This is a genomic window from Ruminiclostridium cellobioparum DSM 1351 = ATCC 15832 (assembly GCF_000621505.1).
GTDB classification, from domain to species: domain Bacteria; phylum Bacillota; class Clostridia; order Acetivibrionales; family DSM-1351; genus Ruminiclostridium; species Ruminiclostridium cellobioparum.
In genome coordinates this window covers 77,396-101,645 of sequence record NZ_JHYD01000009.1, presented here as the reverse complement: position 1 = coordinate 101,645, position 24,250 = coordinate 77,396, and the positions used below count along the sequence as shown (strand labels likewise).

Genomic DNA, 24,250 nt, shown 5'->3' with positions numbered 1-24,250 from the left:
TTAATAATATTCAAAACTTCCTAAAAATAAACTTGTATCATTATGAAACTGTAAACATTCTTGCAAGTGCTATTACAACTCCTGTAATACCTTCTCCTCCAAGTAAGCCTGATGCGGCAACATTGCCTGTTTCATCCGATTTTTTACCGCTGAGCCTGTCGCTTATAAAGCGGATTATTCCGCCAAGAAAAACTGCGGCAGAGATGGTAAAGGGGAGAAACAGCCCGATTCCCAGTGTGGCAGTCGGCAGACCCAGGAGATACAGGGCCGCACCTATTGCTGCCGCGATACCAAATACAACAGGACTTCCAATGCCATTTATCATGGCCGATACTCCAACGGCCTGGCCTGCTGGGAGGGCTGTTCCCGTACCTACCTCACCGAACTGGTTTATAATGGCGAATAAAGAAATGGAAGCCACCACAGTTCCGAACACGCCGCCGACTATCTGGGAAATCAGCTGGGCCTTGGGATTTGTCCCCAGTACCTGGCCGGCTTTGTAATCATTGAACAAATCTCCTGAAAAGCCGCTGGCCACAGCAACACAAGCCGCCACAAACAGCGCGTCGGCAGCGTCGATATTTATAAAAATTCTGATTCCCAGCAGAACTATAATTCCGAATATCTCCATGGGGTTGATGCCGGTTTGGCCTGTTATTGTAGCGGCCATTATCGAAACAATAAATACACCCATGATCAGCAATACCGAAGGGATTACCGATAAACCGCATGCCACTGACAATATGAAAGCCAGTGCGGTGGCCAAAAAAATCAAAATCCTGCTGTAATCAAAAAACTTCTTTTTACCTACGGCGGCTTCCGAATAATTATCTTTTTTTGGCGAAAGCAGTTTTTTGATTCCTGAGATCAAAATCCCGATTATTACTCCAAGCCCTGTTCCCACAAGCAGTCCTATCCCAGCTGCTGTTGCAAAGGCGGTTGCGGCCGCAGCATCGGCAAAAAGCCCCAGCTTTGGTCCGAAAGGAACAAGAAAGGCGTTTGAAATCAACGCACCCAGGAACCAGACTCCCGTATAGAGAGTTCCCAGAATATATCCCATACCTATTGCCATGGGTGAGTTCCAGATCCCTATGGAGTTCTTGAACATAAAAGCGTCGGGTACCATTCTGAGCTGGTCTCTGAGAAAGGTGTACAGAGTGGAGGCAGCCATGGTCCCGAATAATACAACGGATTTCTTTCCGCCCTCGTCACCGGCCTTGATGGTTTCGGCCGCAGCCTGGCCGATGGGGTAGGGCAGCGCATTTTTAACAATAAATCTGTATCTCAAAATATATGAGGTTACACTTCCAAGAAGCATGCCTGCTGCGGCAATTAAAAGAACCCTGACGTAGTTGCCCGAAAAATTTTCGGAACCCTTCCAGATGCCCAGTATCCACAGGCCGGGGAGTGTAAAGGCCAGGCCTCCGGCCACCATGGCACCGGCCGACATGGCTGTCTGGGTGATATTGATTTCGTTGTTTGTTGTTTTTCCAAATAATTTTAAAAGGGCCATGGAGAGTACGGCAACAAAAATAGTGGGCCAGGGAAGGGCGCTCATTCTGAGTGCAACATACATGGAACTTGCCGTGATAACACATGAGCCAATCGATCCGATAACAAGACTCCTGAGAGATAACTGTTCAACACCTAAAAATTTTCTTTCTTCGTTATTATTCAAAGTAATACCTCCTCATTTGACAGGAATATAAAAGGTTTCATCATGCAAGCCGTGCATTTATAGCAATATCACTTGTGACCACTTGTGTCTGCAGCATCTGAATTCATACATTACTTATTATTCATGAGTTGAAGGCTCTGTATGTATATTGTGCAAGAGTACAAAGGGAACAAGCTAAGAATACCAATATGGTTTCTAATGTTAATGTGATATTTTAATGAAGGCTTACGTAAGAAGTGTACTAACCTGACATGGAATTGAATTTATTCATAATCAACCTCCGTTCTCACTCCTCAAGGGATATAAGTCGTTAGACCAATGCTGTTTTCAGCTTCCGAATGATGAAAGTCCGGTTTCTAAAGAATACCAGCTAATATACTATGATAACATATTCACAATCTCACTGCAATAATTTATTTGACTGGTAATCATGGCTTTCAGAAGCTTTTAAACTTTAAAAAATAAAAGTCAAGAAATATTTTGGATACAAAGCAAAATATGTTAGTATATTAATTGAGGATAAAATGAGAGGAGCGTATCATAAAAATGAATTCAAGTGAAATGAGGCTTGCGGTACTTATTGACGCCGAAAATGTACCTTACAGCAATATTAAGGGTGTGATGGAGGAAATAGCCAAATTCGGGACACCTACTATTAAAAGGATATATGCTGACTGGACAAAGCCGACAATTTCAGGCTGGAAAAATGTACTTCTGGAAAACGCAATCACCCCCATACAGCAATACAGTTACACTTCGGGGAAAAATTCATCGGATTCCGCAATGATAATCGATGCGATGGATGTGCTGTATTCCGGCCAGGTTGAAGGGTTCTGTATAATATCAAGCGACAGCGATTTCACCCGTCTTGTGACAAGACTGAGAGAATCAGGTAAAAAAGTATTCGGAATAGGTGAGAGAAAAACTCCCAGTCCTTTTATTTCAGCCTGTGACAAGTTTACTTATATTGAAATAATAAGCGGTGCTTCACAGAACGACAACGCCTTTGAAAGCGGTGTAAAGAAAGATGAGACTCCCGGAAAGGAACCCAGGTCCAACGCTGTTTCCATCGGCAAGGATATTATAAACCTGATCTCGGTTTCAATCCATGATGTTGAAGATGAGAACGGCTGGGCCTTCCTGGGTGATGTGGGCAATCTGATAATCAAGAAACAGCCGGATTTTGACCCGAGAAATTTCGGTTTTTACAAGCTCACCCATCTCATAAAGAAACTGAAGGAGTTTGAAATAGAAGAGCGTGATACCAACAATTCGAAAATCAAGCATATATATGTCAGAAACAGAGTGAAGTAATTAAACTTTGAAATATAAGCAGTTAAATAATAATAAAAATTATTTTGAGTGTAAAGTAAAAATACTTGACAAAGCAAAGCATGTGCATTAAACTATTTTAGTAAAGTAAAAATACTTGACAAAGGCATTACTGCTTACAAGGCAACAAGAAAATTTATTGTACAAATAACGCATTTTCTTGGGGGGAGCATTTATGGACAAAGTTTATGAAATCTCTCTGCTGCTTGATTTTTACGGTCAGCTGCTGACCGAAAGACAGTACGAAATACTGGACCTTCATTACAATAATGATTATACTTTGTCGGAGATAGCAGAACAGCTGAACATCAGCAGACAGGGTGTCTATGACAATGAAAAGCGGGGCAGGGCCTTATTGAATGAATACGAAAACAAGCTCGGTCTGCTGAGCAAGTTTTCAGAGCAGAAGCAGAAGGCCGAAGAGGTCCGGAATTTATTTGAAAACATTGAGACAAGCGGGCTCAGCAGGCATAATGCTGAAATTGTGGAACGCGCAAAGCGTGAGCTTGCAGAGCTTGTAAACAGCATATAGGGTTACATATTTGAGAGCTTTGGAAAGCCTGAAATATCAACCCGGATTGAATTGGAGGTTTTGGGATGTCGGTTTTTGAGGGTTTATCAGGAAAGCTCCAAGAGACAATTAAAAAAATCCGCGGTCAGGGCAGAGTATCCGAAAAAGATGTAAAGGATATGATGAGGGAAATAAAACTTGCTTTGCTCGAAGCCGACGTTAATTTTAAAGTTGTTAAGGATTTTATAAACAAGGTTTCAGAGAGATGCGTAGGGTCGGAGGTACTGGAAAGCCTCACTCCGGGTCAGCAGGTTGTCAAGATTGTGCACGAGGAACTTATCGAACTCCTTGGCAGGGAGCAAAGCAAGGTGACATTTGCGCCAAAGCCGCCGACAGTATTTATGATGTGCGGACTCCAGGGTTCGGGTAAGACCACTACTTCGGGAAAACTGGCAAATTTGCTGAGAAAGCAGGGAAAAAATCCGCTGCTGGTTGCATGTGATGTGTACAGGCCGGCTGCTATAAAACAGCTCCAGGTGGTTGGCGGCCAGCTAAATATACCTGTATTCGCACTGGAAGATAATCAGAATCCTGTTGAGATTGCAAAGGAAGCTGTCAAGTTTGCAAATATGAAGCAGTACGACCTTGTAATTCTGGATACTGCCGGACGGCTGCACATTGATGAAAAACTGATGGATGAACTGCTGGATATAAAAAAATCGGTAGTTCCCCATGAGATATTACTTGTAGTGGACTCAATGACGGGTCAGGATGCCGTAAATGTATCCGAAAGCTTCAACGAAAAGCTTGGAATAGACGGCGTGGTTTTGACAAAGCTTGACGGCGACACCAGGGGTGGGGCTGCGCTTTCGGTTAAGGCTGTTACAGGTAAGCCTATAAAGTTTGCAGGTATGGGCGAAAAGCTCAGCGATATAGAACCCTTTTTTCCAGACAGGATGGCTTCCAGAATTCTTGGAATGGGAGATGTACTGAGTCTTATTGAAAAGGCGCAGGAAGCCTATGATGAGAAAAAGGCAATTGAACTTGAAAAGAAAATGCGTACCATGCAGTTTACAATGGAGGATCTTCTCGAACAGATGCAGCAGATGAAGAAGATGGGGCCATTGGGCGATATACTTGGAATGATGCCGGGAGTTGATGCCAAGGCATTAAAGAATGTTGACGTTGATGAAAAGAAAATGGCCCGTACAGAAGCTATTATCAAATCAATGACAAAGAAGGAAAGAAATGACCCGTCCATACTGAACGGAAGCCGCAGAAAGAGGATTGCAGCAGGAAGCGGTACAACCATTCAGGAGGTTAATCAGCTTGTAAAGCAGTTCGAAGAAATGAAGAAGCTTATGAAGATGATGACCGACATGGGAAAACGCGGTAAAAAAGGCGGTTTTGGAAAGTTTAAGATGCCTTTTTGATAAATATGTGATAAGTCGGTAAAGTTACGATTTATTGAATAAAATGAATAATGAGATTAAATCCTTTAAAGGAGGTGAAAATAAATGGCAGTAAAGATACGTTTAAAGAGAATAGGTGCTAAGAAGAACCCATTTTACAGAGTAGTGGTTGCTGATTCAAGATACCCGAGAGACGGTAGATTCATTGAAGAAATAGGTACTTACAATCCTGTAGTTGAGCCGGTTCAGGTTAATATTGATTCTGAAAAAGCTCAAAAATGGATAAAGAATGGCGCACAGCCTACTGATACAGTTAAGTCACTTCTTAAGAAGCAGGGCATAATCGGTTAATCCGGTTATCGGGACGATGATGGAGGTTATTGCTTAACCTCCAATAGTACCTTTGAAAGTGACGGAGGTTTATTATGAAGTTATTGCTTGAGAATATTGCAAAAGCCCTTGTGGATTATCCTGACGAAGTTTTCGTCAACGAAATCCAGAATGAAAAGTCCATCATACTTGAATTGAAAGTTGCCAAGGATGATATGGGCAAGGTGATCGGCAAACAGGGCAGAATTGCCAAGGCTATCAGAACAGTTGTTAAAGCTGCGGCGGTCAAGGACAATAGAAGAGTAGTTGTGGATATCATACAATGAAGAACAAATTGCAAAGCAATTTGTTCTTCGCCAGTGGCACTGCCGTGAATCCCCCTTTAAACTGGGAAGGGAATCCTTTCCAAACCCCATGTTAAGGAAATATTTTTATTTATCTTAGCAATACACCGCATGACAAGTTTATATTATTCGAACAGGGGGATAATTTCCTTAACATAAAAAAGAAGGGGCTGAAGGCCCTTTTTCTTGTTGGGAAATATTCATTATTACCGTGCTGAATTTGGAGGAATTATGATTGAATATTTAATAGTCGGACAATTGATAAATACTCATGGAGTTAAAGGAGAGCTTAAGGCAACAGCCTTAACCGATGACCCTCAGAGATTCAGAAAACTGAAATGGGTTTATATAGATAAAAACGGCAGTCTCGAAAAATATGATATTTCAGGGGTTAAGTTTTTCAAACAGTTTGTGATCCTGAAGTTTCAAAAGGTTGACAGCATGGAGGAAGCCGAGAAGTTAAAGGGCCTGTATATGAAGATTGACAGGGCGGATGCCGTCAAGCTGCCGAAAGATTCCTTCTTTATCACAGATATACTGGGTATGAAAGTATATGATGAAAATGGCGTGATGCTGGGAATCCTGGCTGATGTTATCCAGACCGGAAGTAACGATGTATATGTTGTAAGGGATGAGGAAGGAAAAGAAATACTGATACCGGCTCTGAAAAGCGTTGTAAGAGAAGTGCTGCTGGAGGAAGGTAAAATATCAGTAATACTGCCGAAAGGACTGTTGGATTGATGAAATTTGATGTGCTTACACTTTTTCCAGAAACCTTTGAACTTGTGATGAAGGAAAGCATCATAGGCAGAGCGCAGGAAAAAGGCCTGGTTGAAGTAAATGCCATTGATATAAGAGATTATACAAAGGATAAGCATAGAAAGGTCGATGACTATCCTTTCGGCGGCGGCAACGGAATGGTCATGATGTGCCAGCCGGTGTTCGATGCGTTCAGGGCTGTGACACAAGGGCTGTACGCAAAGCCCAGGGTCATATTCATGAGTCCCCAGGGGCGTGTGCTGACGCAGAAAATGGCTGTCGAACTGTCCAAGGAAGAACATTTGATACTCTTGTGCGGACATTATGAGGGAATAGATGAAAGAATAATCGAAGAACTGGTGGATGAAGAAATTTCCATCGGTGACTATGTGCTCACAGGAGGAGAACTGCCGGCCATGGTGCTGATAGACTGTGTAAGCAGACTTATACCCGGCGTCCTGTCCAGTGAAGGCTCATTCAGTGACGAGTCCCATTTCAACGGCCTGCTTGAATATCCCCAATATACAAGGCCCGCGGAATATGAGGGCAGACCTGTTCCCGAGATACTGTTATCCGGGCATCATGCCAACATACAAAAGTGGAGAGCGGAGCAATCCCTTGAGAGGACCAGGAAAAAGAGGCCCGATCTTTACGAGGAGTACCTGAAAGGCAAATAACAGGCATAAATTTTAATAAATTATTATCTTAATAAATTAAAGCGGTGCATTGACAAGCTGATAAAAAGATAATAGAATAAAAAAACAAATATTCATATAAGAAAAAGACATAGGGGGACTTATCATGAAAAAGAAGCTTAGCATATTACTCGCTGTTGGCCTCCTGATCTCGGGACTGACTGCTTGCGGTGCGAATTCCAAGGGACAGGCGGCGAACTCAAACGAAATCAAAATAGGTATAAACTATGAATTGTCAGGTGGTGTGGCATCATACGGACAGAGTTCGGTTGACGGCATCATGATGGCAATTGATGAAATTAATGCGGCAGGCGGAATTGACGGTAAAAAACTGGTTCCTGTAAAATATGACAACAAGTCCGAACCTGCAGAAGCCATAACACTTGCAAACAAACTTATTTCGCAGGATGGTGTGGTTGCCATACTTGGACCGGCTACCTCAGGTTCCTTTAAATCGGAAATCTCTGTTGCAGAGAAGAAAAAGGTTCCTGTAATAAGCGGTTCGGCTACGGCAGACGATGTCACTGTCGACAAGGCGGGAAAGAAGGAATATGCCTTCCGCATATGCTATACAGACTCCTTCCAGGGAACTGCCATGGCTAACTTTGCTGCACAGAACCTGAGTGCAAAGAAAGCGGTTATTGTTAAGGACAGCTCCAGCGATTATGCCAAGGGCCTGGCCGACAATTTTACAAAGACCTTCACAGCCGCAGGCGGTACAATTGTGGGTGAAGAGGCCTATGTTGCAAAGGACAAGGACTTCAACGCCATTTTAACCAAGATCAAAGGCCTTGATTTCGATGTGATTTATCTTCCCGGTTATTACGAAGAAGCAGGCCTGATCATAAAGCAGGCCCGAGCACTTGGGATAGACAAACCCATCCTTGGTGCCGACGGTTTTGATTCACCTGACCTGACAAACCTGGCAGGAGCGTCAGCTCTTACAAAGGTATACTTTACCAACCACTATTCTTCGCTGGATAAAGACCCGGCCGTTGTCAAGTTTATCGATGATTTCAAAAAGAAATACAATAAGGAACCGAATGCTTTCCATGCGCTGGGATACGATCTGGCAAAATTTGTTGCCGACGGTTTAAAGAGAAGCAAGAGCCTCGACTCCGGAGCCTTGAAGGACGCATTGGCTGAAACCAAGGATTTTACAGGTGTTACAGGTTCCTTCAGTATTGATGAAAACCACAATCCGGTTAAGGCCATAGTTGTTGTGGGACTGGAAAATGGTGTTCAGGCAACTGCTGAAAAGAGCGGAAACAAATAAAAAGGTATGATTTATAAAACTGAATAAATATCAATACCATATAGTAATATTCGAAATATTTGATTGAGATTACATTGTTGTAGGGGGGATATAATATTCATATCGCCCTTACTTCTATGTTATACACCATTAAACCTGTATTAAATAAGGGGGAAATGAATTGGATAATTTTTTACAGCAGGTGATTAACGGAATATCCCTTGGCAGTATATATGCCTTGATAGCATTGGGTTACACCATGGTTTACGGAATAATAAAACTAATAAACTTTGCACACTGTGATGTATACATGCTTGGTGCATACATCGGCTACTTCTGTATGACCTCATTAAAGTTAGGTGTGTTTCCGTCCCTGGTTATAGCAATGCTGGCGTGTACAATCATTGGAGTGTTGATTGAAAAAATTGCGTACAAGCCATTGAGAAATGCGACCAGAATTGCAGTTCTGATCACTGCAATAGGTGTTTCCCTGTTCATTGAATACGGAACAATGAGATTCGTAACGGCAAATGTCCGTGCATATCCTCCAATGACAGGCTGGCTGGCTGAAAGATTCAAGATTGGGAATATGACAATTACAGCACAGCAGATATTAATAGTGGCAAGCACAATTGTGCTTGTGGCTTTACTGCAGTTCATAGTAAAAAAGACAAAAATGGGAAAGGCTATGAGAGCTGTTTCATTGGATAAGGATGCTGCGGAATTGATGGGGATAAACGTTAATTCAACCATATCCTTTACGTTTGCCCTGGGTTCGGCATTGGCCGGAGCGGCAGGTGTACTGGTGGGTATCTATTATAATTCCATAGATCCGTTAATGGGTGTGATTCCGGGACTCAAGGCTTTTGTCGCCGCCGTGTTCGGGGGTATCGGAATAATTCCGGGGGCTATGATTGGAGGGTACTTTATCGGAACAGTGGAAGTTTTTGTATCTGGATATGGGAACTCGCTGTATAAAGATGCGGTTGTTTTTGCAATTCTTATAATTATTCTTATTGTTAAGCCGGCCGGACTGCTTGGCAAGAATACCAAGGAGAAGGTGTGACCATATGAAAAATATATTTAAACATAAAACCCTTCAAAAATTTATTTCCATATTGATTACCTATGCAGCAATTCAAGGCCTGATAACGGTGGGTATAATTGATGACTATTGGCAGGCCACTCTTGCTACAATTTGTATAAATATAATCCTTGCAGTCAGTCTGAACCTGATTACGGGCTTTACGGGACAGTTTTCACTGGGACATGCCGGATTTATGTCCATCGGCGCCTATGTGTGCGCAATAATTACAATCAGTAATCCTACCACCGTGGGATTTATTGGAGGAATAATTGCCGGAGCCATTGCCGCTGCTTTAATAGGCGCACTTGTCGGGCTTCCTACCCTGAGATTGCGCGGTGATTACCTTGCCATTGCAACCCTGGGTATGGCTGAAATCATAAAAATCATTTTCCTTAACCTGGAAATTACTAACGGTGCAGCCGGACTTCAGGGTATTCCGCAGTTTGTGAACTGGACCTGGATGTTTGTATTCACTGTAGGCACTGTGGTAATAATTGCAAATTTCCTGAAATCCTCCCACGGACGTGCCTGTATCTCAATCCGTGAGGATGAAATTGCTGCCGAATCCATGGGTGTAAATACCACAAAATATAAAGTAATTTCATTTACCATGGGTGCGTTTTTTGCAGGAATAGCAGGCGGGATTTACGCATCCTATTTCTATTTCCTCAAGCCCGACTTGTTTGGGTTCCTCAAATCTGTTGATGTATTGGTTATCGTAGTTCTCGGAGGACTGGGAAGCATTTCGGGTTCAATAATAGCTGCCGTATTGCTTGCAATCATATCTACATTTTTACAGTCCTTTTCGGAAGTGCGCATGATAATATATGCGCTGCTGTTGATAGTATTAATGCTGTTCAGACCACAGGGGTTAATGGGTTCAAAGGAAATATCATTATCCGTTTTCAAAAAGATTGGTCTCAAATCAAAACGCGGAAAGGAGGAGGTATAAATGGCAATTCTTACAGTTAAGGATTTGACCAAATCCTTCGGCGGTCTGACTGCCGTTTCAAAGGTAAATCTTGAATTGCAGCAGGGAGAGCTGGTAGGACTTATCGGCCCCAACGGAGCAGGAAAGACCACTGCCTTCAACCTCCTTACGGGTGTTTATGAACCCACGGCCGGTAAGATTACATTGACTAAAAACGGTGTGCCGAAAGAAATACAGGGGTTAAAGCCTTATACCGTATGTAAGGACGGGCTGGCAAGAACCTTTCAGAATATCCGTCTTTTCAAGGATTTGACGGTTCTGGACAATGTCCGCATAGCTATGAACCAAAACGTAAAATACGGCTTGATGTCTTCTTTCCTCCATCTTCCCTCATATGCCAAGGCTGAGAAGGAACTGGAGAAAAAAAGCATTGAGCTTTTGAAGATATTCCATCTTGAGGGCAAGAAGGATGAAATGGCGAAGAATCTGCCCTACGGTGAACAAAGACATCTTGAAATCGTCAGGGCCCTTGCCACCGAACCGTCGGTACTCCTGCTGGACGAACCCGCCGCAGGTATGAATCCTGCTGAAACCGCGCAGTTGACAGAACTGATACAGTCTATCAGGGAGCAGTTCAATCTGACAATCTTGCTTATAGAGCATGATATGTCACTGGTCATGAAAATCTGCGAGAGGATTTACGTGCTTGACTACGGGCAGATAATTGCCAATGGCACACCTGAGGAAATAAAAACAAATAAACGGGTTATTGAAGCATACCTGGGAGAGGAGGTCGACAATGCTTGAAATTAAGAATTTAGATGTGCATTTTGGCGTGATTCATGCATTGAAAGACATATCACTGACCGTTAACCAGGGGGAAATAGTAACTTTAATAGGCGCCAACGGTGCCGGCAAGACAACAACTCTGCGTACCATTTCAGGTCTGAAGAAACCTACCAGGGGTTCAATTATTTTTGAAGGCAGGGATATTACGTCAATATCCCCTCAGGACAGGGTTAAAATGGGAATATGTCAGGTTCCGGAGGGCAGAAGGGTTTTTTCAACCATGACTGTTCTGGAAAATCTTGAGCTGGGCGCATACCTCAGAAAGGATAAGGCGCAAATAAGCAAGGATCTGAAAATGGTGTACCAGCGTTTTCCCATTCTTGAAAAAAGAAAGAAACAGGCGGCAGGAACACTTTCAGGCGGGGAGCAGCAGATGCTTGCAATGGGACGTGCACTGATGAGCAGTCCGAGAATGCTGTTTCTGGACGAACCCTCAATGGGTCTGGCACCCCTGTTTGTCAAAGAAATCTTTGACATAATAAAAAGCATAAATCAGGCCGGTACTACCATATTATTAGTTGAGCAGAACGCAAGTATGGCACTCCAGATAGCGCACAGGGCATATGTAATGGAAACCGGTTCCATAGTACTGTCGGGCACCGGAACCCAACTGATGCAGAGTGATGAAATAAGAAAAGCGTATCTGGGCGGCTAGCAGCGGGGAGCTTGACTTTAAAGCGGTTTGCACTGCAATTTTAACCGGCTTTAAGCCGGAATATCTGCACCATAATATTTGATGTGCGCAAAACGCACATGGCCAATTAACCTCCTTTATTCGCCTTATAGCCGAAAGAGGAGTGAACCAAAATTTTATTTTGTGGCCGCTATGCGGCTCAAAGCCATAAAATGGCTTGGGAGGCTAATATGTTTGTTAAAAACAAAATGACTTCAAATCCTTTTACAATTTCACCGGCACAGACAATTCCGGATGCCCAGGAAATAATCAAAAATAACGGCATAAAGCGTCTGCCGGTTGTTGACAACGGAAAGCTGGTGGGTGTCGTATCAAGAGGGGATATTGTCAAGGTTTCCCCCTCCAAAGCAACGGCATTAAGCATGGGTGAAATAACCTACCTGCTTGCAAAGACAAAAATCAGCAGCATAATGTCAAAGAATCCTGTAACCGTATCTTCCAATGCTCTTCTGGAAGAAGCAGCACTTCTGATGAGGGATAATGACATAGGATTTCTTCCTGTAGTCGATAACGAAAAGCTGGTAGGTATTATTACAGAAAGTGATATATTTGATTCCTTTATAGAACTTCTCGGCTTCAGAGAGCCCGGTACCAGAATGACCATCGAGGTGGATGACGCCCCGGGAATGCTGTCCATGATCACAAGTACCTTTGCAAAATTCAATGCCAATATAACTCATGTAGCGGTATACAGCAGTGCTTTCGGAAAGAGCAATGTTGTCATAGGAACCAATTCGCTCAACACCACCGAGATTGAGAAATATATCGCGGAACAGGGCGCCAGGATAATTTATAGAATTCAGAACAAATAAAATTTATATATTGACAGACCGATTGGTGTAGTATAAAATACTAGTAAACAAATAGGAATACTATTACTGACTGGAAAAACCGGAGGCAATGAGATATACCGTAATGGTATTAAGGCATTGTCTCTTTTTTTATACCCTGTAGAAGTGGGTTTGCCGATATTAGCGGCGTATTGAGAGAGAAGATAAAACCTGATACTATTTTTTGCATGTACTAATGAAGTAAATGCATACATGCAGAAGGGAGATTATATGTCAAAAATAGCAAATAACCTTACAGATCTGATTGGAAATACTCCGCTTTTAGAGCTGTCCAATTACAGTCAGGCCAACGGCCTCCAGGCCAGATTGCTTGTAAAGCTTGAATATTTCAATCCGGCCGGCAGTGTCAAGGACAGAATAGGATATGCAATGATAAAGGATGCCGAGGAAAGAGGACTTGTTAACAAGGATACGGTCATAATCGAGCCTACCAGCGGAAATACGGGTATAGCTCTTGCATTTGTGGCGGCAGCCAAGGGTTATAAACTGGTGATAACTCTTCCTGAAACCTTTAGCGTTGAAAGAAGAAGTCTCTTAAAGGCTTTAGGTGCGGAACTTGTTTTAACACCAGGTACTGACGGTATGCCCGGAGCAATAAGGAAAGCTGAAGAAATTGCCGCACAGACTCCAAACTCATTTATACCGCAGCAGTTCAAGAATCCTGCCAACCCGGAAATACATAGAAGAACCACTGCAGAGGAAATATGGAAGGATACCGACGGTAAGGTTGATATATTTGTAGGAGGAGTGGGAACAGGCGGGACTATTACCGGTGTGGGAGAAGTGTTGAAGGAAAGAAAACCGGAAGTTCGGATTGTTGCTGTTGAGCCCTTTGATTCTCCGGTATTGTCGGGAGGAGTAAAAGGTTCACACAAAATTCAAGGTATCGGCGCGGGTTTCATCCCGGATGTTCTCAACAGAAGTATAATCGACGAAATATACAAGGTAAAAAATGAAGAGGCCGTAGATACTGCCAGGGAATTGGCAAAAAGAGAGGGTTTGCTGGTAGGTATCTCGTCAGGTGCCGCCGCTTTTGCCGCCGCACAGCTGGCAAGGAGACCTGAAAACAAGGGGAAAACCATAGTTGCTCTACTTCCGGATACAGGGGAAAGATATCTGTCTACTGTTCTGTTCCAGGATGTTTAAAACTGGAACAGTTTTACAGCAATAACCAAAAAATCAAAATATATTTTTAAAATTAAAGGGGGTTAAGCCCTTTTAATTAAATCGTAAAACATAGTATTAATATAAGAATACTATAATATTGATCTGTGTTTCAGGAGGTAGTTTAATGAGCACAATTATTGATCGTCCAAGGTATTTATGTTCGCTGGGCGGGGCAATATCAACCTTAAGTGCGCTGCCGGGAGTAATATCTATCATTCATGCCGCGGCGGGCTGCGGCAGCAATCTTGCCAATGCCCACAACGGTGCCGCAGGATACGCCGGGAGCGGTTACTGCAGTGGTTTGGCGCTGCCAAGCACTAATGTATATGAAAATGAAATCATTTTTGGAGGAGAGGAGAGGCTTAAGGAGCAGATAGAAAAAACTCTTGAGGTTGTGGAGGGTGAGCTTTATTTTGTGCTGACAGGGTGCATGGTTGAGATGATTGGTGATGATGTCCGGAGTGTCGCAAGTCATTTCAAGACCAGGGGTGATCCGGTTTATGCAATAAATACCGGGGGTTTCAAGGGGAATTCCTTCAGAGGCTATGATCTGGTACTTCAAGCCTTGTTCAGGGATTATGTTGAAAAGCACGGGGAAAAGGATGAAAAGCTTGTAAACCTGTGGGGAGTGGTTCCGGTACAGGATGTATTCTGGAAGGGTAATCTAAAGGTACTGAAAGGTCTTGTTTCGAAACTGGGTTACCGCGTTAATACCTTTTTCGGAGAGGGTGAGACACTCTCCGACCTGAAAGACTCTTCCAGAGCGGTATTGAATATTGTTGTATCGGATACCTTCGGAATAGAGGCGGCAAAAGTTTTTGAAGAGGTGCACAACGTACCGTATATCAATGTCCCATTTCCGATTGGGGACTATGGCACCGGATTTTTTATGAATGAAGTCGGCAGGGCACTGGGTATTGATGAGGCCTTTACAGACATTGTCATAAAGGCTGAAAAAAAGCGGTATTACGGTTATATTGAAAGACTTGCGGATATTTACAGCGATATCGATCTTCAAAGATATGCAGTTGTGGTGGGTGATTCAAATTATGCCCAGGCACTTTCCAGGTATCTTTCCGATGATATAGGCTGGCTGCCCGAGCTGGTAATAATCACTGACGACAATCTGAGTGCTGCTGACAGAACTTTGATTTTAACAAGATTTGAAAACTATGCATCAGGTATTAAACCAAAAGTTATTTTTAACACACATACATCAGGTGTGCTTAAAGAGGTTAATTATCACTGTACTCCGGGTAACGGTGAAAGGTATTACAACAGCTTCAGTCCCGCCTTCATCCTTGGCAGTTCCTTTGAAAGAGATGCAGCTGACAGGATAAGCGCAGGGCATTTAAGTGTGACATACCCGGTATGCAACAGAGTTGTGCTTGACAGGGCTTATGCGGGCTATGACGGCGCTTTAAGGCTGACGGAAGATATTTTCGGTGTTCTTGTGGCAAGTAGATAGTGGAGGCTGACTTGAAAAAAGCGTCTTTTTATTAGTATTTGTGGGCTGCTCGGCAGCGGAATGGAGTTTGGGATGAATTATATTAAAGAAAAAACACCACCTGTCAGGGAGGACAGATTAAAGGCCTGTAATGCTTTTGGAGGTTCCTGCTGTGAATTATCGAGGACGGGAAAGAAAGGCTGTCTGAATAAAACCAAAAGAACTTTTGCCCAGACCCAGGGCTGTCAGCTGAATCTGAGTATGTCAATATTGAATACAATAAGGGATTCTGTTGTAATAATTCACGGACCCATAGGCTGCGGGGGTGCAGGACTTTCTTTCGGAGCTCTGACCACCCAGTATCATAAACTCAGAGACAGTAATGCAAAGGGTTACATATGGATCAATACAAACCTTGATGAGGGGGATGTTATCAACGGAGGCGAGCAAAAGCTCAAGGAAGCAATTATATTTGCTGATAATGAGTTCAGGCCCAGTTCCATTATCATTGTAAACAGCTGTGTTCCGGCGTTGATCGGTGACGATATCGACGGTGTGGTAGCCGGGCTGCAGCAGCAGACCGCTGCAAAACTGGTACCTGTGCATTGTGAGGGCTTCAAGACAAAGATTATGGCCAGTGCATACGATTCAGCCTACCATGGGATTCTTAGAAACCTGTTGGATAAACCGGAGGAAAACGGTTATCTGAACGGGTATCTGATTGAAGATGAACTCGAAGTGCTGAAGGAAAAGTACAGGAGAAGCCGCAATGTGAATGTTCTTAATGTTTCCTCCATGAGCAGGGCTGATGAGCTGGAACTTGAGAGATTATTGAAGGCTTTGGAGCTGAATGTGAGATTTCTTCCATGTTTTGCACATCCCGATGATTTTGAACCGGCAACCGAAGCAGCCCTGAATATCAGTATTTGTGCTACTCATGACGATTATTTCGTCAAGCATCTGAAGGAAAAATATAATATTCCATATATACTTCACACCATACCCATAGGCATCCGCAATACCGGTAAATGGCTGCTGGATATAGCTGAATTTTTTGGTGAGACAGACAGAGCAAAAGGTTTGATCGAGGCTGAGACAAAGGCATTGAACAAGGCCTTGGAGCCTTTCAGAAATCAGTTGAAGGGCAAACGGGTTTTGCTGTCAGGCGGGGAAATCAGAATTTTAACAACTGCGGAATTGTTCCAGGATATAGGTTTTGAAGTACTTGGTGTAAGAGGCTACCATTATGATGAATTTGCAGATCCTCTGATTGACGGTTTGCCCGGGAAGGAAAATATTCTGTTTAATGTGGCAACAGGTCAGCCTTTTGAACAGGCCAACCTCCTTGAGGAATTAAAACCGGATCTTTATGTAGGTCACGCAGGTATTAACGGCTGGGCAGCAAAGCAGGGCATTCCGGTGTTTCCGATTTTTGTGCAATCACTAAACTATATGGGCTATTCAGGTATGTATGAATTGACGAAAAGGGTCACAAAAGTCCTGAAGAACACCCAATTCAGTAAAAATTTGAAGAATAATATAAAACTGCCATATAAAGCAGAATGGTACGGCAAAAATCCATTTTCTTATATCGACAGCAGCCTGGCATTATAAACAAATTTAAAATTACATATTTTCAAAATATGTAATTTTTTTAACGAAAACCTATTGACATTTGGGCAGTCTCATACTATACTCTTAATAACATATAAAACATATATGATTAATTGTTTTAATAGGAATTTGTATTTATACGGAATAATATGATTTTTAAGGAGCATGAAATATAAGTTCCAACAATTTCGTAAAGGTGGTGCTGAAGTGGGTATAGCTCAGGATAATCAGTTAAAAGTACCAATCTCAAAAGATGATTTAGAGAAATTATACGAAATGGCAAAGACTCTGAAATATGGCTCCATAACACTTGTGTTTCAAGACGGCAGACTCATTCAGATTGAAAAGAATGAGAAGGTAAGAGTTAAATAGCTACATATTTTTGAAAATTATTCAATAGGTTAGTTGACTAAAGATATTAGAGACTAAGTTAAGCCGAGAAAGGCTTTGCTTGGTCTTTTTTGTTGACTGGCAAACAAAAGTGGAATTTAACCGGAACAGCCATATGTATATGTATATCTATGTCTTTTAAGAAAATAATTCAGTTTTTAAAGAGGTGGTATTTTGTGGGAATTAATTCTTTAAATGTTTCTGTTGCAACAACAGAAGAAAAATTTGATCATTTGGTTAAGAGGCACCCCTGTTTCAGCGGTGAAGCTCACTTCAAGTACGGACGCATACACTTGCCCGTAAGTCCTACATGTAATATTCAGTGCAAATTCTGTAAAAGAAGCATAAATAAAACCGAGAACAGACCGGGGGTTGCAAGTAAGGTTCTGAATCCCAGGGAAGCTTTGGATACGCTTGAAAAGGCACTCTGGCTGTGCCCCGATATAACAGTTGTAGGAATAGCCGGACCGGGTGATACTCTTGCAACCGCCGGTGCACTCGAGACCTTTGAACTGATTGATAAAAAATATCCCCAATTAATAAAATGTCTCAGCACAAATGGACTGATGCTGTACGAATACGCCGAAAGAATCACCGAGGCAGGCGTAAAGACAATTTCCGTTACTGTAAATGCCGTTGATGCTGAAATATTAAAGGATATATGTTCCGGAATATTTTACAAGGGTGAATACCTCCGGGGACGGGAAGGGGCTCAAGTCCTGATAAATAAACAGCTGGAGGGTATCAGGAAAATAAGCCGTGCAGGAGTTACTGTGAAGGTCAATACCGTTCTGATCCCGGGAATCAATTTGCAGCATATTGAAGAGATAGCTAAAGTAACTTCGGCGGCAGGGGCTTCGGTTATGAACATCATACCTTTGATCCCCCAGAATGAGCTGATCAGCTACAGAGCTCCCGATTGCAGTGAATTGAACGGTGCCAGGGTAACTGCCGAAAAATATCTTCAGGTTTTCAGACATTGCCAGCAGTGCCGGGCCGATGCCTGCGGGATTCCCGGAAAAGGAAAGGATCTGGCCGAGCTGCTTTATGATCAGCCCTTGCAGACCTTTTCACACGGATAAAGGTAAAAATTTTATTTTTCATAAATATTTATAGATTTTGACATTTAAAGCAAATGTGTCCGAGTTACAGATAGGAGGTCATTATGTCTTACAGAATAGCAGTCGCCAGCAGTGATGGCAAAGTTGTAAATCAGCATTTCGGCCACAGCAGACAATTTATTATTTTTGAAATTTCCGATGACGGAGAGTGGGATTTCAAGGAAATCAGAAATACCGTACCGCCGTGCAGCTCCGGCCAGCACAGTGAATCGGCCCTGGAGCAGGTAATAAGAGATTTGTCGGACTGCAGTGTAGTGGTGGTTTCCCAGATAGGGTACGGTGCCGAACAGGCACTGGGCAATGCCGGAATAAGGGCATATGTCATTCCCGATCTGATTTATACGGCATTGAATAAAGTTATTGCTTCACTGATCCACTCAAAGGATACAGTTAGTAAATAAATCATATTTTAAAAAAATTATAACCCCAATGAATTTTAATAATTGACACACACATTAATTTTTACAGGTGTATTGGGGACTACTATTTATGTCGCTGCACAGCAGCGGAACGGAGGATTTAAATGGCTAAAAAGATCAAGCAGATAGCGATTTACGGTAAAGGAGGTATAGGAAAGTCAACTACAACTTCAAATATCAGCGCGGCGCTTTCTGTGGCAGGCTACAAGGTAATGCAGTTCGGCTGCGATCCTAAAAGTGATTCTACCAATACCCTGAGAGGGGGAAATTACATACCTACCGTATTGGATACCTTGCGTGAGAAAAATTCAGTTAAGGCACATGAGGTTATTTTTGAAGGCTTCAACGGAATCTACTGTGTAGAGGCCGGGGGGCCCGCACCTGGTGTGGGCTGCGCGGGAAGAGGAATAATTACGGCGGTGCAGCTGTTCAAACAGCAGAATATATTTGAGGAGCTGGACCTGGATTACGTAATATATGATGTTCTCGGTGATGTTGTCTGTGGAGGTTTTGCAGTCCCTATCAGGGAAGGTATTGCCGAACATGTATTTACGGTTTCCTCAGCCGATTTCATGGCAGTATATGCCGCAAATAACCTTTTCAAAGGGATACACAAATATTCAAATTCAGGCGGGGCACTGCTTGGGGGGGTTATTGCAAATTCAATAAACGCTCCCTATGCCAAAGATATTATAGATGATTTTGTAAAGCAGACAAATACCCAGGTGGTTGAATATGTGCCCCGGTCGGTTACCGTCACACAAAGTGAGCTTCAGGGAAAAACAACAATTGAAGCAGCTCCTGACTCAAAGCAGGCGCAGGTATATAAATCACTTGCGGCTAAGATTGCCGTACATGAGCAGTCAAAGGTTCCGGCACCTCTGGAGGTTTCCGACCTCAGGGCCTGGGCCGCAAAATGGGGAGATTATCTGCTGGCCCTGGAAACCGGTGAAGTGAGGACAGAAGCGGCAGGTAATCTGTAATATATTTCCCAATATATATACCAGTGTAAGTACCAGTATTTAAGGAGGTCTTGTGGGTGAGTTCAATTAATATAAAAAGTCCCGAAGTGCAGATACGTGAAGTGCGGCTGGGTTCGATAACCGGTTATGAAGGTTCGGCCGGTGAGCTTGTTAAATGTGCAAGAACAGGAAAACTTCAGGACAGTACCAGGAGTTTCAGCCAATGTATGGGCTGCAGCTCGGGAAATGCTTTTTGCCAGCTTTCCATGATCAAGGATGCGGCCATTATCAATCATGCTCCGGTTGGCTGTTCGGGAGATTTCTTCAGTTTTAACTTTGTTTACAGGGTAGGGCAGATGGAAAGAGACCTGCCAACCGCAATGGGAAGATATTTTAACACAAACATAGAGGAGAAGGATACCATATTCGGTGCCACAGCCAAACTGAGGGAGACTGTCAAGGAGGTCTATGAGAGAGTAAGGCCCAATGCCATATTCATCACTACCTCATGTGCTTCGGCCATCATCGGCGATGATGTGGAATTTGTGGCAAACGATATGACCGAAGAGCTGGGAATACCTGTGGTAGGCTGCTACTGCGAGGGCTTCAAATCAAAAATCTGGACTACCGGCTTTGATTCGGCCTACCACTCAATAGTCAGAAAAATTGTCAAACCGCCCAGAAAGAAGACCAACAAGGTAAATATAATAAACTTTTGGGGAAGCAGGATATTTGACGACATATTGAAACCTCTTGGATATGAAGCCAATTATGTTGTTCCCTTCTCCACAGTAGCAGACCTTGAATATATTTCCGAAGCGGCAGCTACCATACAGATATGTCCCACACTGGGAACCTATATAGGCGCAGCCCTTGAAAAGGTTTACGGTGTACCCGAAATCAAAGCTCCCCCTGCCTATGGCATACCCGGTACAGATGCATGGCTTGGAGAACTGGGCAGGGTTCTCAGCAGGGAAGCTGAAATCGAGGAATATATCAAAAAGGAGCATGCAAGGGTTTTGCCGCTTCTGGAGGAATACCGCAAAAAACTTCAGGGAAAAACTGCATATCTGACAGCAGGCGCGGCTCACGGCCATGCCCTGATAGCACTTTTGAGGGAACTTGGGTTTCAGGTTCAGGGGGCTGCCATATTCCATCATGATCCCATATATGACAATGATGATCCCACCTCCGATGCTCTGGCCCATGATGTCAATACCTATGGAGACGTTCATAACTACAATGTTTGTAACAAGCAGGCTTACGAACTTGTTAACATACTGAACAGAGTACGTCCCGACATAATGATAGCAAGACATGGGGGAATGACGCTCTGGGGAGCAAAATTGGGAGTACCGACGCTTTTGATAGGTGATGAACAGTTTGGCTTCGGATACCAGGGAGTCCTGAACTATGCCGAAAGAATACTTGAAACACTTGATAATAAAGAATTTGTAACAAATCTTGCAAAGCACAGCTCCATGCCGTATACGAAGTGGTGGCTGGAGCAGGATCCATTCTCTTTCCTCGGAGGTAATGTTGATGTTGAAGTTTATTGAGCAGCCCAGATATTCCTGTGCCATAGGAGCGCAACAAACCGTTGTTGCCATAAAAAGAGGGGTACCCATATTGCATGCAGGCCCCGGCTGCAGTTCCAAGGTAAGCAGCCTTATCGGCCAGGGAGAGGGCTATGCGGGAGGGAATACCATTCCCTGCACAAACGCCGGCGAAGCCGAGGTGGTGTACGGTGGTGAAGGAAGGCTCAGGAATGTAGTTGACGGTGCTTTCAAGGTCATAGATGCCGATCTGTATGTTATACTCACAGGCTGTACCTCAGATATAGTAGGGGATGATGTGGGCAGGGTCACAGGTGAGTACCAGGCCCAGGGCAGACCCATTGTCTATGCTGAGACCGGCGGCTTCAAAAGCAATAATTATGTCAGCCACGAGTCAGTTGTAAATGCCATCATAGACCAATATGTCGACGTTCACAACAAGGGCGGAAATATTCAAAAAGGTCTTGTAAATGTATTTGCCACCGTTCCTTACCAGGATCCCTACTGGAACGGAAATCTGGAAGAGATCAAGCGTATTCTTGAGGGAATAGGCTTGAAGGTAAACATACTTTTCGGAAATGGATCGGGGGGTGTGGAGGAATGGAAAACCATTCCCGATGCCGAGTTCAATATATTAATCAACACCTGGACCGGGCTTGGAATAGTAAAGCATCTCCAGGAAAAATACCGAACGCCGTATGTACATTTCCCATATCTTCCCATAGGCGGAATAGAGACAACCAGATTTTTAAAACAGGTCGCCGGCTTTGGGAAGCTGGACAGCAAAAAAGTTGAAGCCTTTATTCAAAAGGAAGAGGAGAAATATTATTCCTTTATTGAGAGAACCGCCGATTTCATGCTTGAATTCAGATATGGCATACCCAGAAGGTTTTATACCATATTGGATGCTGCCTATTCCATAGGTTTCTCAAAATTTCTTTTAAATGAACTTGGTATTATTCCGGCAAAACAATATGTGATAGACGATACACCTGAGGAATTCAGGGAGGAAATAAAAAAGCTGTTTGCGGGGATTTCGGATTTAAGATCCGCCGAAGTGGCGTTTTCCATAGACGGCGGGGCCATACAGCAGGAAATCAGGGAAGAGCCCCAGAAAAACAGGGCCATTATACTGGGAAGCGGCTGGGAAAGAGATCTCGCCAGCGATATCAAGGCCGACCTGCTTATAATCAGTGCCCCCGTAACCTACAGGCTGGTGCTTAACTGTGGGTATGCAGGGTATAATGGCGGTTTGAGAACAATTGAAGATATATATGACAGAGTGCTGAATACGTACAGATAGAGGTTAGCATGGGGATCAGTTTCATATCAATAGAAGATTTGTATAAGACGTTTAAAAATGCGGATGGAAATGTAGAAGTATTAAAAGGTATCAATCTTGAGCTTGAGCAAGGCGATATTTTTGGAATTGTGGGTTTCAGCGGAGCCGGAAAGTCAACGCTTATAAGATGTCTGAACCGGCTTGAAAAACCCGATTGCGGCAGGATAAGGATTGGAGAGCATGAAATTACGGCACTGTCAAAGAAAGAGCTGAATCATCACCGCCAAAAAATCGGAATGATCTTTCAGCACTTCAATCTCTTTGATTCCCGGACTGTTTTCGGAAATGTAGCCTACCCGCTTGAAATTGCCGGCTGTGATAAAAGGCATATCAGAAACAGGGTAGAGGAAATTCTGGAGCTTGTGGAACTAAGTGACAAAATAAACTGCCAAATAGGACAGCTGAGCGGGGGACAGAAGCAGAGAGTGGGAATTGCCAGGGCTCTTGCCAACAATCCGGATGTACTGCTGAGCGATGAAGCAACCTCGGCCCTTGACCCCCAGACAACTCTTTCGGTGCTTGATCTCCTGAAGGATATAAACAGAAAGCTGGGTCTCACCATAATTTTGATAACCCATGAACTGGAGGTTATAAAATATTCCTGCAACAATATGGCTGTACTGGAAAGCGGAGTTATAGTCGAACAGGGAGCTGTCCGGGACATATTTCAAAATCCCAGAAGTGACACGGCAAAGCTGTTTGTCAAAATAAATGCGGAATTTGCCGCAAACCAGTGGGTAAAGGAGGGTGAGTATATATGAATCTGAATAACAGCAGTATTTTTGAAGTTATCAGAAGTGCATTCGGAAAAGATGTATGGCAGATCGTAGCACCTGCTATAAAAGACACACTGTATATGACAGTCCTGACTACCGTTTTTACCCTCCTCCTGGGTGTTATTCTGGGAATAGTCCTCGTTGTTACGGATAAGCAGGGAATACATCCCCTCCCAATATTCAACAGGGTGCTGGGAGCCATTGTCAATGTACTGAGATCACTTCCCTCCATGATACTTATAATACTTACACTGCCGCTTTCCAGATTTTTTATCGGCAGAGCCTATGGGCCCGAAGCATGTATACTGGCTTTGGTCGCAAGCTGTGTTCCCATGTTCGGGAGGCTTGTGGAAAGCAGCATACTGGAGGTTGCAAAAGGCAAAATAGAAGCTGCCAAAGCTATGGGCACTCCGAACTTTTATATAATAACCAAAGTCCTAATACCCGAGGCATTACCTTCACTGATCAGAGCTTTCACTGTGGCAATTATCGCCATAATTGCCACAACTGCTCTGGCAGGCTCCTTCGGAGCAGGCGGTCTGGGAGATGTGGCAGTGAGGTTCGGCTATTCCAGGTTCAAGACAGATATACTTATAGCTGCGGTGCTGGTGCTAATAATAATTGTTCAGCTTGTTCAGTTTCTTGGGGATGCACTTTCAAAACATATCATAAAGAAAAGATTTCTGATGTAAAGTTAAGTTAAAACAATTTATACAAAACGAAAGGAC

The 24,250-nt window shown here is 43.4% G+C and carries 25 protein-coding genes; 24 read left to right on the top strand and 1 reads right to left on the bottom strand.

Translation table 11 applies throughout. The features are described 5' to 3' along the window. Positions 1-40: 40 nt before the first annotated feature. Entirely contained in the window at positions 41-1,678 is a 1,638-nt protein-coding gene (locus T344_RS0106100) for an OPT/YSL family transporter (protein WP_027627961.1), read from the bottom strand. A gap of 546 nt (positions 1,679-2,224) precedes the next feature. Between T344_RS0106100 and T344_RS0106095 the strand changes: the two genes are divergently transcribed. From T344_RS0106095 to T344_RS0105980, 24 genes are all read left to right on the top strand, one after another. Beyond that, positions 2,225-2,992 (top strand): NYN domain-containing protein, encoded by a 768-nt coding sequence (locus T344_RS0106095; RefSeq protein WP_027627960.1) that lies wholly within the window; start codon positions 2,225-2,227, stop codon positions 2,990-2,992. Positions 2,993-3,185: 193 nt separating this feature from the next. After that, a complete protein-coding gene (ylxM, locus tag T344_RS0106090; RefSeq protein WP_027627959.1) occupies positions 3,186-3,542 on the top strand; it encodes a YlxM family DNA-binding protein in 357 nt (118 codons plus the stop codon). A gap of 65 nt (positions 3,543-3,607) precedes the next feature. Then, positions 3,608-4,954 (top strand): signal recognition particle protein, encoded by a 1,347-nt coding sequence (gene ffh, locus T344_RS0106085; RefSeq protein WP_004627081.1) that lies wholly within the window; start codon positions 3,608-3,610, stop codon positions 4,952-4,954. Positions 4,955-5,038: 84 nt separating this feature from the next. Beyond that, the gene (gene rpsP / locus T344_RS0106080) at positions 5,039-5,284 is read left to right on the top strand and encodes a 30S ribosomal protein S16 (protein WP_004627175.1); all 246 of its coding nucleotides are present in this window, start codon (positions 5,039-5,041) and stop codon (positions 5,282-5,284) included. A gap of 74 nt (positions 5,285-5,358) precedes the next feature. Next, positions 5,359-5,589 (top strand): KH domain-containing protein, encoded by a 231-nt coding sequence (locus tag T344_RS0106075; protein ID WP_004627144.1) that lies wholly within the window; start codon positions 5,359-5,361, stop codon positions 5,587-5,589. 249 nt (positions 5,590-5,838) lie between these two features. Beyond that, entirely contained in the window at positions 5,839-6,348 is a 510-nt protein-coding gene (rimM, locus tag T344_RS0106070; protein ID WP_027627958.1) for a ribosome maturation factor RimM, read from the top strand. Continuing rightward, complete coding sequence (gene trmD / locus T344_RS0106065; protein WP_027627957.1) at positions 6,348-7,043, top strand: tRNA (guanosine(37)-N1)-methyltransferase TrmD; 696 nt, start codon at positions 6,348-6,350, stop codon at positions 7,041-7,043. Before rimM ends, trmD begins: the two co-directional genes overlap by 1 nt. A gap of 124 nt (positions 7,044-7,167) precedes the next feature. Then, positions 7,168-8,337 (top strand): ABC transporter substrate-binding protein, encoded by a 1,170-nt coding sequence (locus tag T344_RS0106060; RefSeq protein WP_004627048.1) that lies wholly within the window; start codon positions 7,168-7,170, stop codon positions 8,335-8,337. 160 nt (positions 8,338-8,497) lie between these two features. Continuing rightward, entirely contained in the window at positions 8,498-9,382 is an 885-nt protein-coding gene (locus tag T344_RS0106055) for a branched-chain amino acid ABC transporter permease (RefSeq protein WP_004627157.1), read from the top strand. Between the two features lie 4 nt (positions 9,383-9,386). Beyond that, positions 9,387-10,355 carry a branched-chain amino acid ABC transporter permease gene (locus T344_RS0106050; RefSeq protein ID WP_084331134.1) on the top strand — a complete coding sequence of 323 codons (969 nt, stop codon included), beginning with the start codon at positions 9,387-9,389 and terminating at the stop codon, positions 10,353-10,355. Then, positions 10,356-11,141, top strand: coding sequence for an ABC transporter ATP-binding protein (locus T344_RS0106045; RefSeq protein WP_027627955.1), 786 nt, complete (start codon positions 10,356-10,358; stop codon positions 11,139-11,141). It begins immediately after the preceding gene. After that, a complete protein-coding gene (locus T344_RS0106040) occupies positions 11,134-11,838 on the top strand; it encodes an ABC transporter ATP-binding protein (protein WP_027627954.1) in 705 nt (234 codons plus the stop codon). The genes T344_RS0106045 and T344_RS0106040 overlap by 8 nt, the downstream gene beginning before the upstream one ends. 209 nt (positions 11,839-12,047) lie before the next feature. Then, positions 12,048-12,689: a CBS and ACT domain-containing protein gene (locus T344_RS0106035; protein ID WP_027627953.1), complete on the top strand. Its 642-nt coding sequence runs from the start codon at positions 12,048-12,050 to the stop codon at positions 12,687-12,689. A gap of 249 nt (positions 12,690-12,938) precedes the next feature. Beyond that, complete coding sequence (cysK, locus tag T344_RS0106030) at positions 12,939-13,874, top strand: cysteine synthase A (RefSeq protein ID WP_027627952.1); 936 nt, start codon at positions 12,939-12,941, stop codon at positions 13,872-13,874. A gap of 145 nt (positions 13,875-14,019) precedes the next feature. Then, positions 14,020-15,363, top strand: coding sequence for a nitrogenase component 1 (locus T344_RS0106025; RefSeq protein WP_027627951.1), 1,344 nt, complete (start codon positions 14,020-14,022; stop codon positions 15,361-15,363). Between the two features lie 72 nt (positions 15,364-15,435). Further along, positions 15,436-16,956: a nitrogenase component 1 gene (locus T344_RS0106020; RefSeq protein ID WP_027627950.1), complete on the top strand. Its 1,521-nt coding sequence runs from the start codon at positions 15,436-15,438 to the stop codon at positions 16,954-16,956. A gap of 207 nt (positions 16,957-17,163) precedes the next feature. Beyond that, positions 17,164-17,328 (top strand): YezD family protein, encoded by a 165-nt coding sequence (locus T344_RS27695; RefSeq protein ID WP_004627154.1) that lies wholly within the window; start codon positions 17,164-17,166, stop codon positions 17,326-17,328. Positions 17,329-17,522: 194 nt separating this feature from the next. After that, positions 17,523-18,428, top strand: a complete 906-nt coding sequence (locus T344_RS0106010) for a radical SAM protein (RefSeq protein ID WP_084331133.1) — start codon at positions 17,523-17,525, stop codon at positions 18,426-18,428. An 83-nt stretch (positions 18,429-18,511) separates the two neighbouring features. After that, a complete protein-coding gene (locus tag T344_RS0106005) occupies positions 18,512-18,868 on the top strand; it encodes a NifB/NifX family molybdenum-iron cluster-binding protein (RefSeq protein ID WP_027627948.1) in 357 nt (118 codons plus the stop codon). Between the two features lie 122 nt (positions 18,869-18,990). Beyond that, positions 18,991-19,869: a nitrogenase iron protein gene (gene nifH / locus T344_RS0106000; RefSeq protein WP_004627179.1), complete on the top strand. Its 879-nt coding sequence runs from the start codon at positions 18,991-18,993 to the stop codon at positions 19,867-19,869. Between the two features lie 56 nt (positions 19,870-19,925). Then, on the top strand, positions 19,926-21,407 hold the full coding sequence (locus T344_RS0105995; protein ID WP_027627947.1) for a nitrogenase component 1: 1,482 nt from the start codon (positions 19,926-19,928) through the stop codon (positions 21,405-21,407). Next, positions 21,391-22,707, top strand: a complete 1,317-nt coding sequence (locus T344_RS0105990) for a nitrogenase component 1 (protein ID WP_027627946.1) — start codon at positions 21,391-21,393, stop codon at positions 22,705-22,707. Before T344_RS0105995 ends, T344_RS0105990 begins: the two co-directional genes overlap by 17 nt. Before the next feature lie 8 nt (positions 22,708-22,715). Beyond that, positions 22,716-23,507 carry a methionine ABC transporter ATP-binding protein gene (locus T344_RS0105985; RefSeq protein ID WP_027627945.1) on the top strand — a complete coding sequence of 264 codons (792 nt, stop codon included), beginning with the start codon at positions 22,716-22,718 and terminating at the stop codon, positions 23,505-23,507. Further along, on the top strand, positions 23,504-24,214 hold the full coding sequence (locus T344_RS0105980; protein WP_027627944.1) for a methionine ABC transporter permease: 711 nt from the start codon (positions 23,504-23,506) through the stop codon (positions 24,212-24,214). The genes T344_RS0105985 and T344_RS0105980 overlap by 4 nt, the downstream gene beginning before the upstream one ends. Positions 24,215-24,250 lie beyond the last annotated feature (36 nt).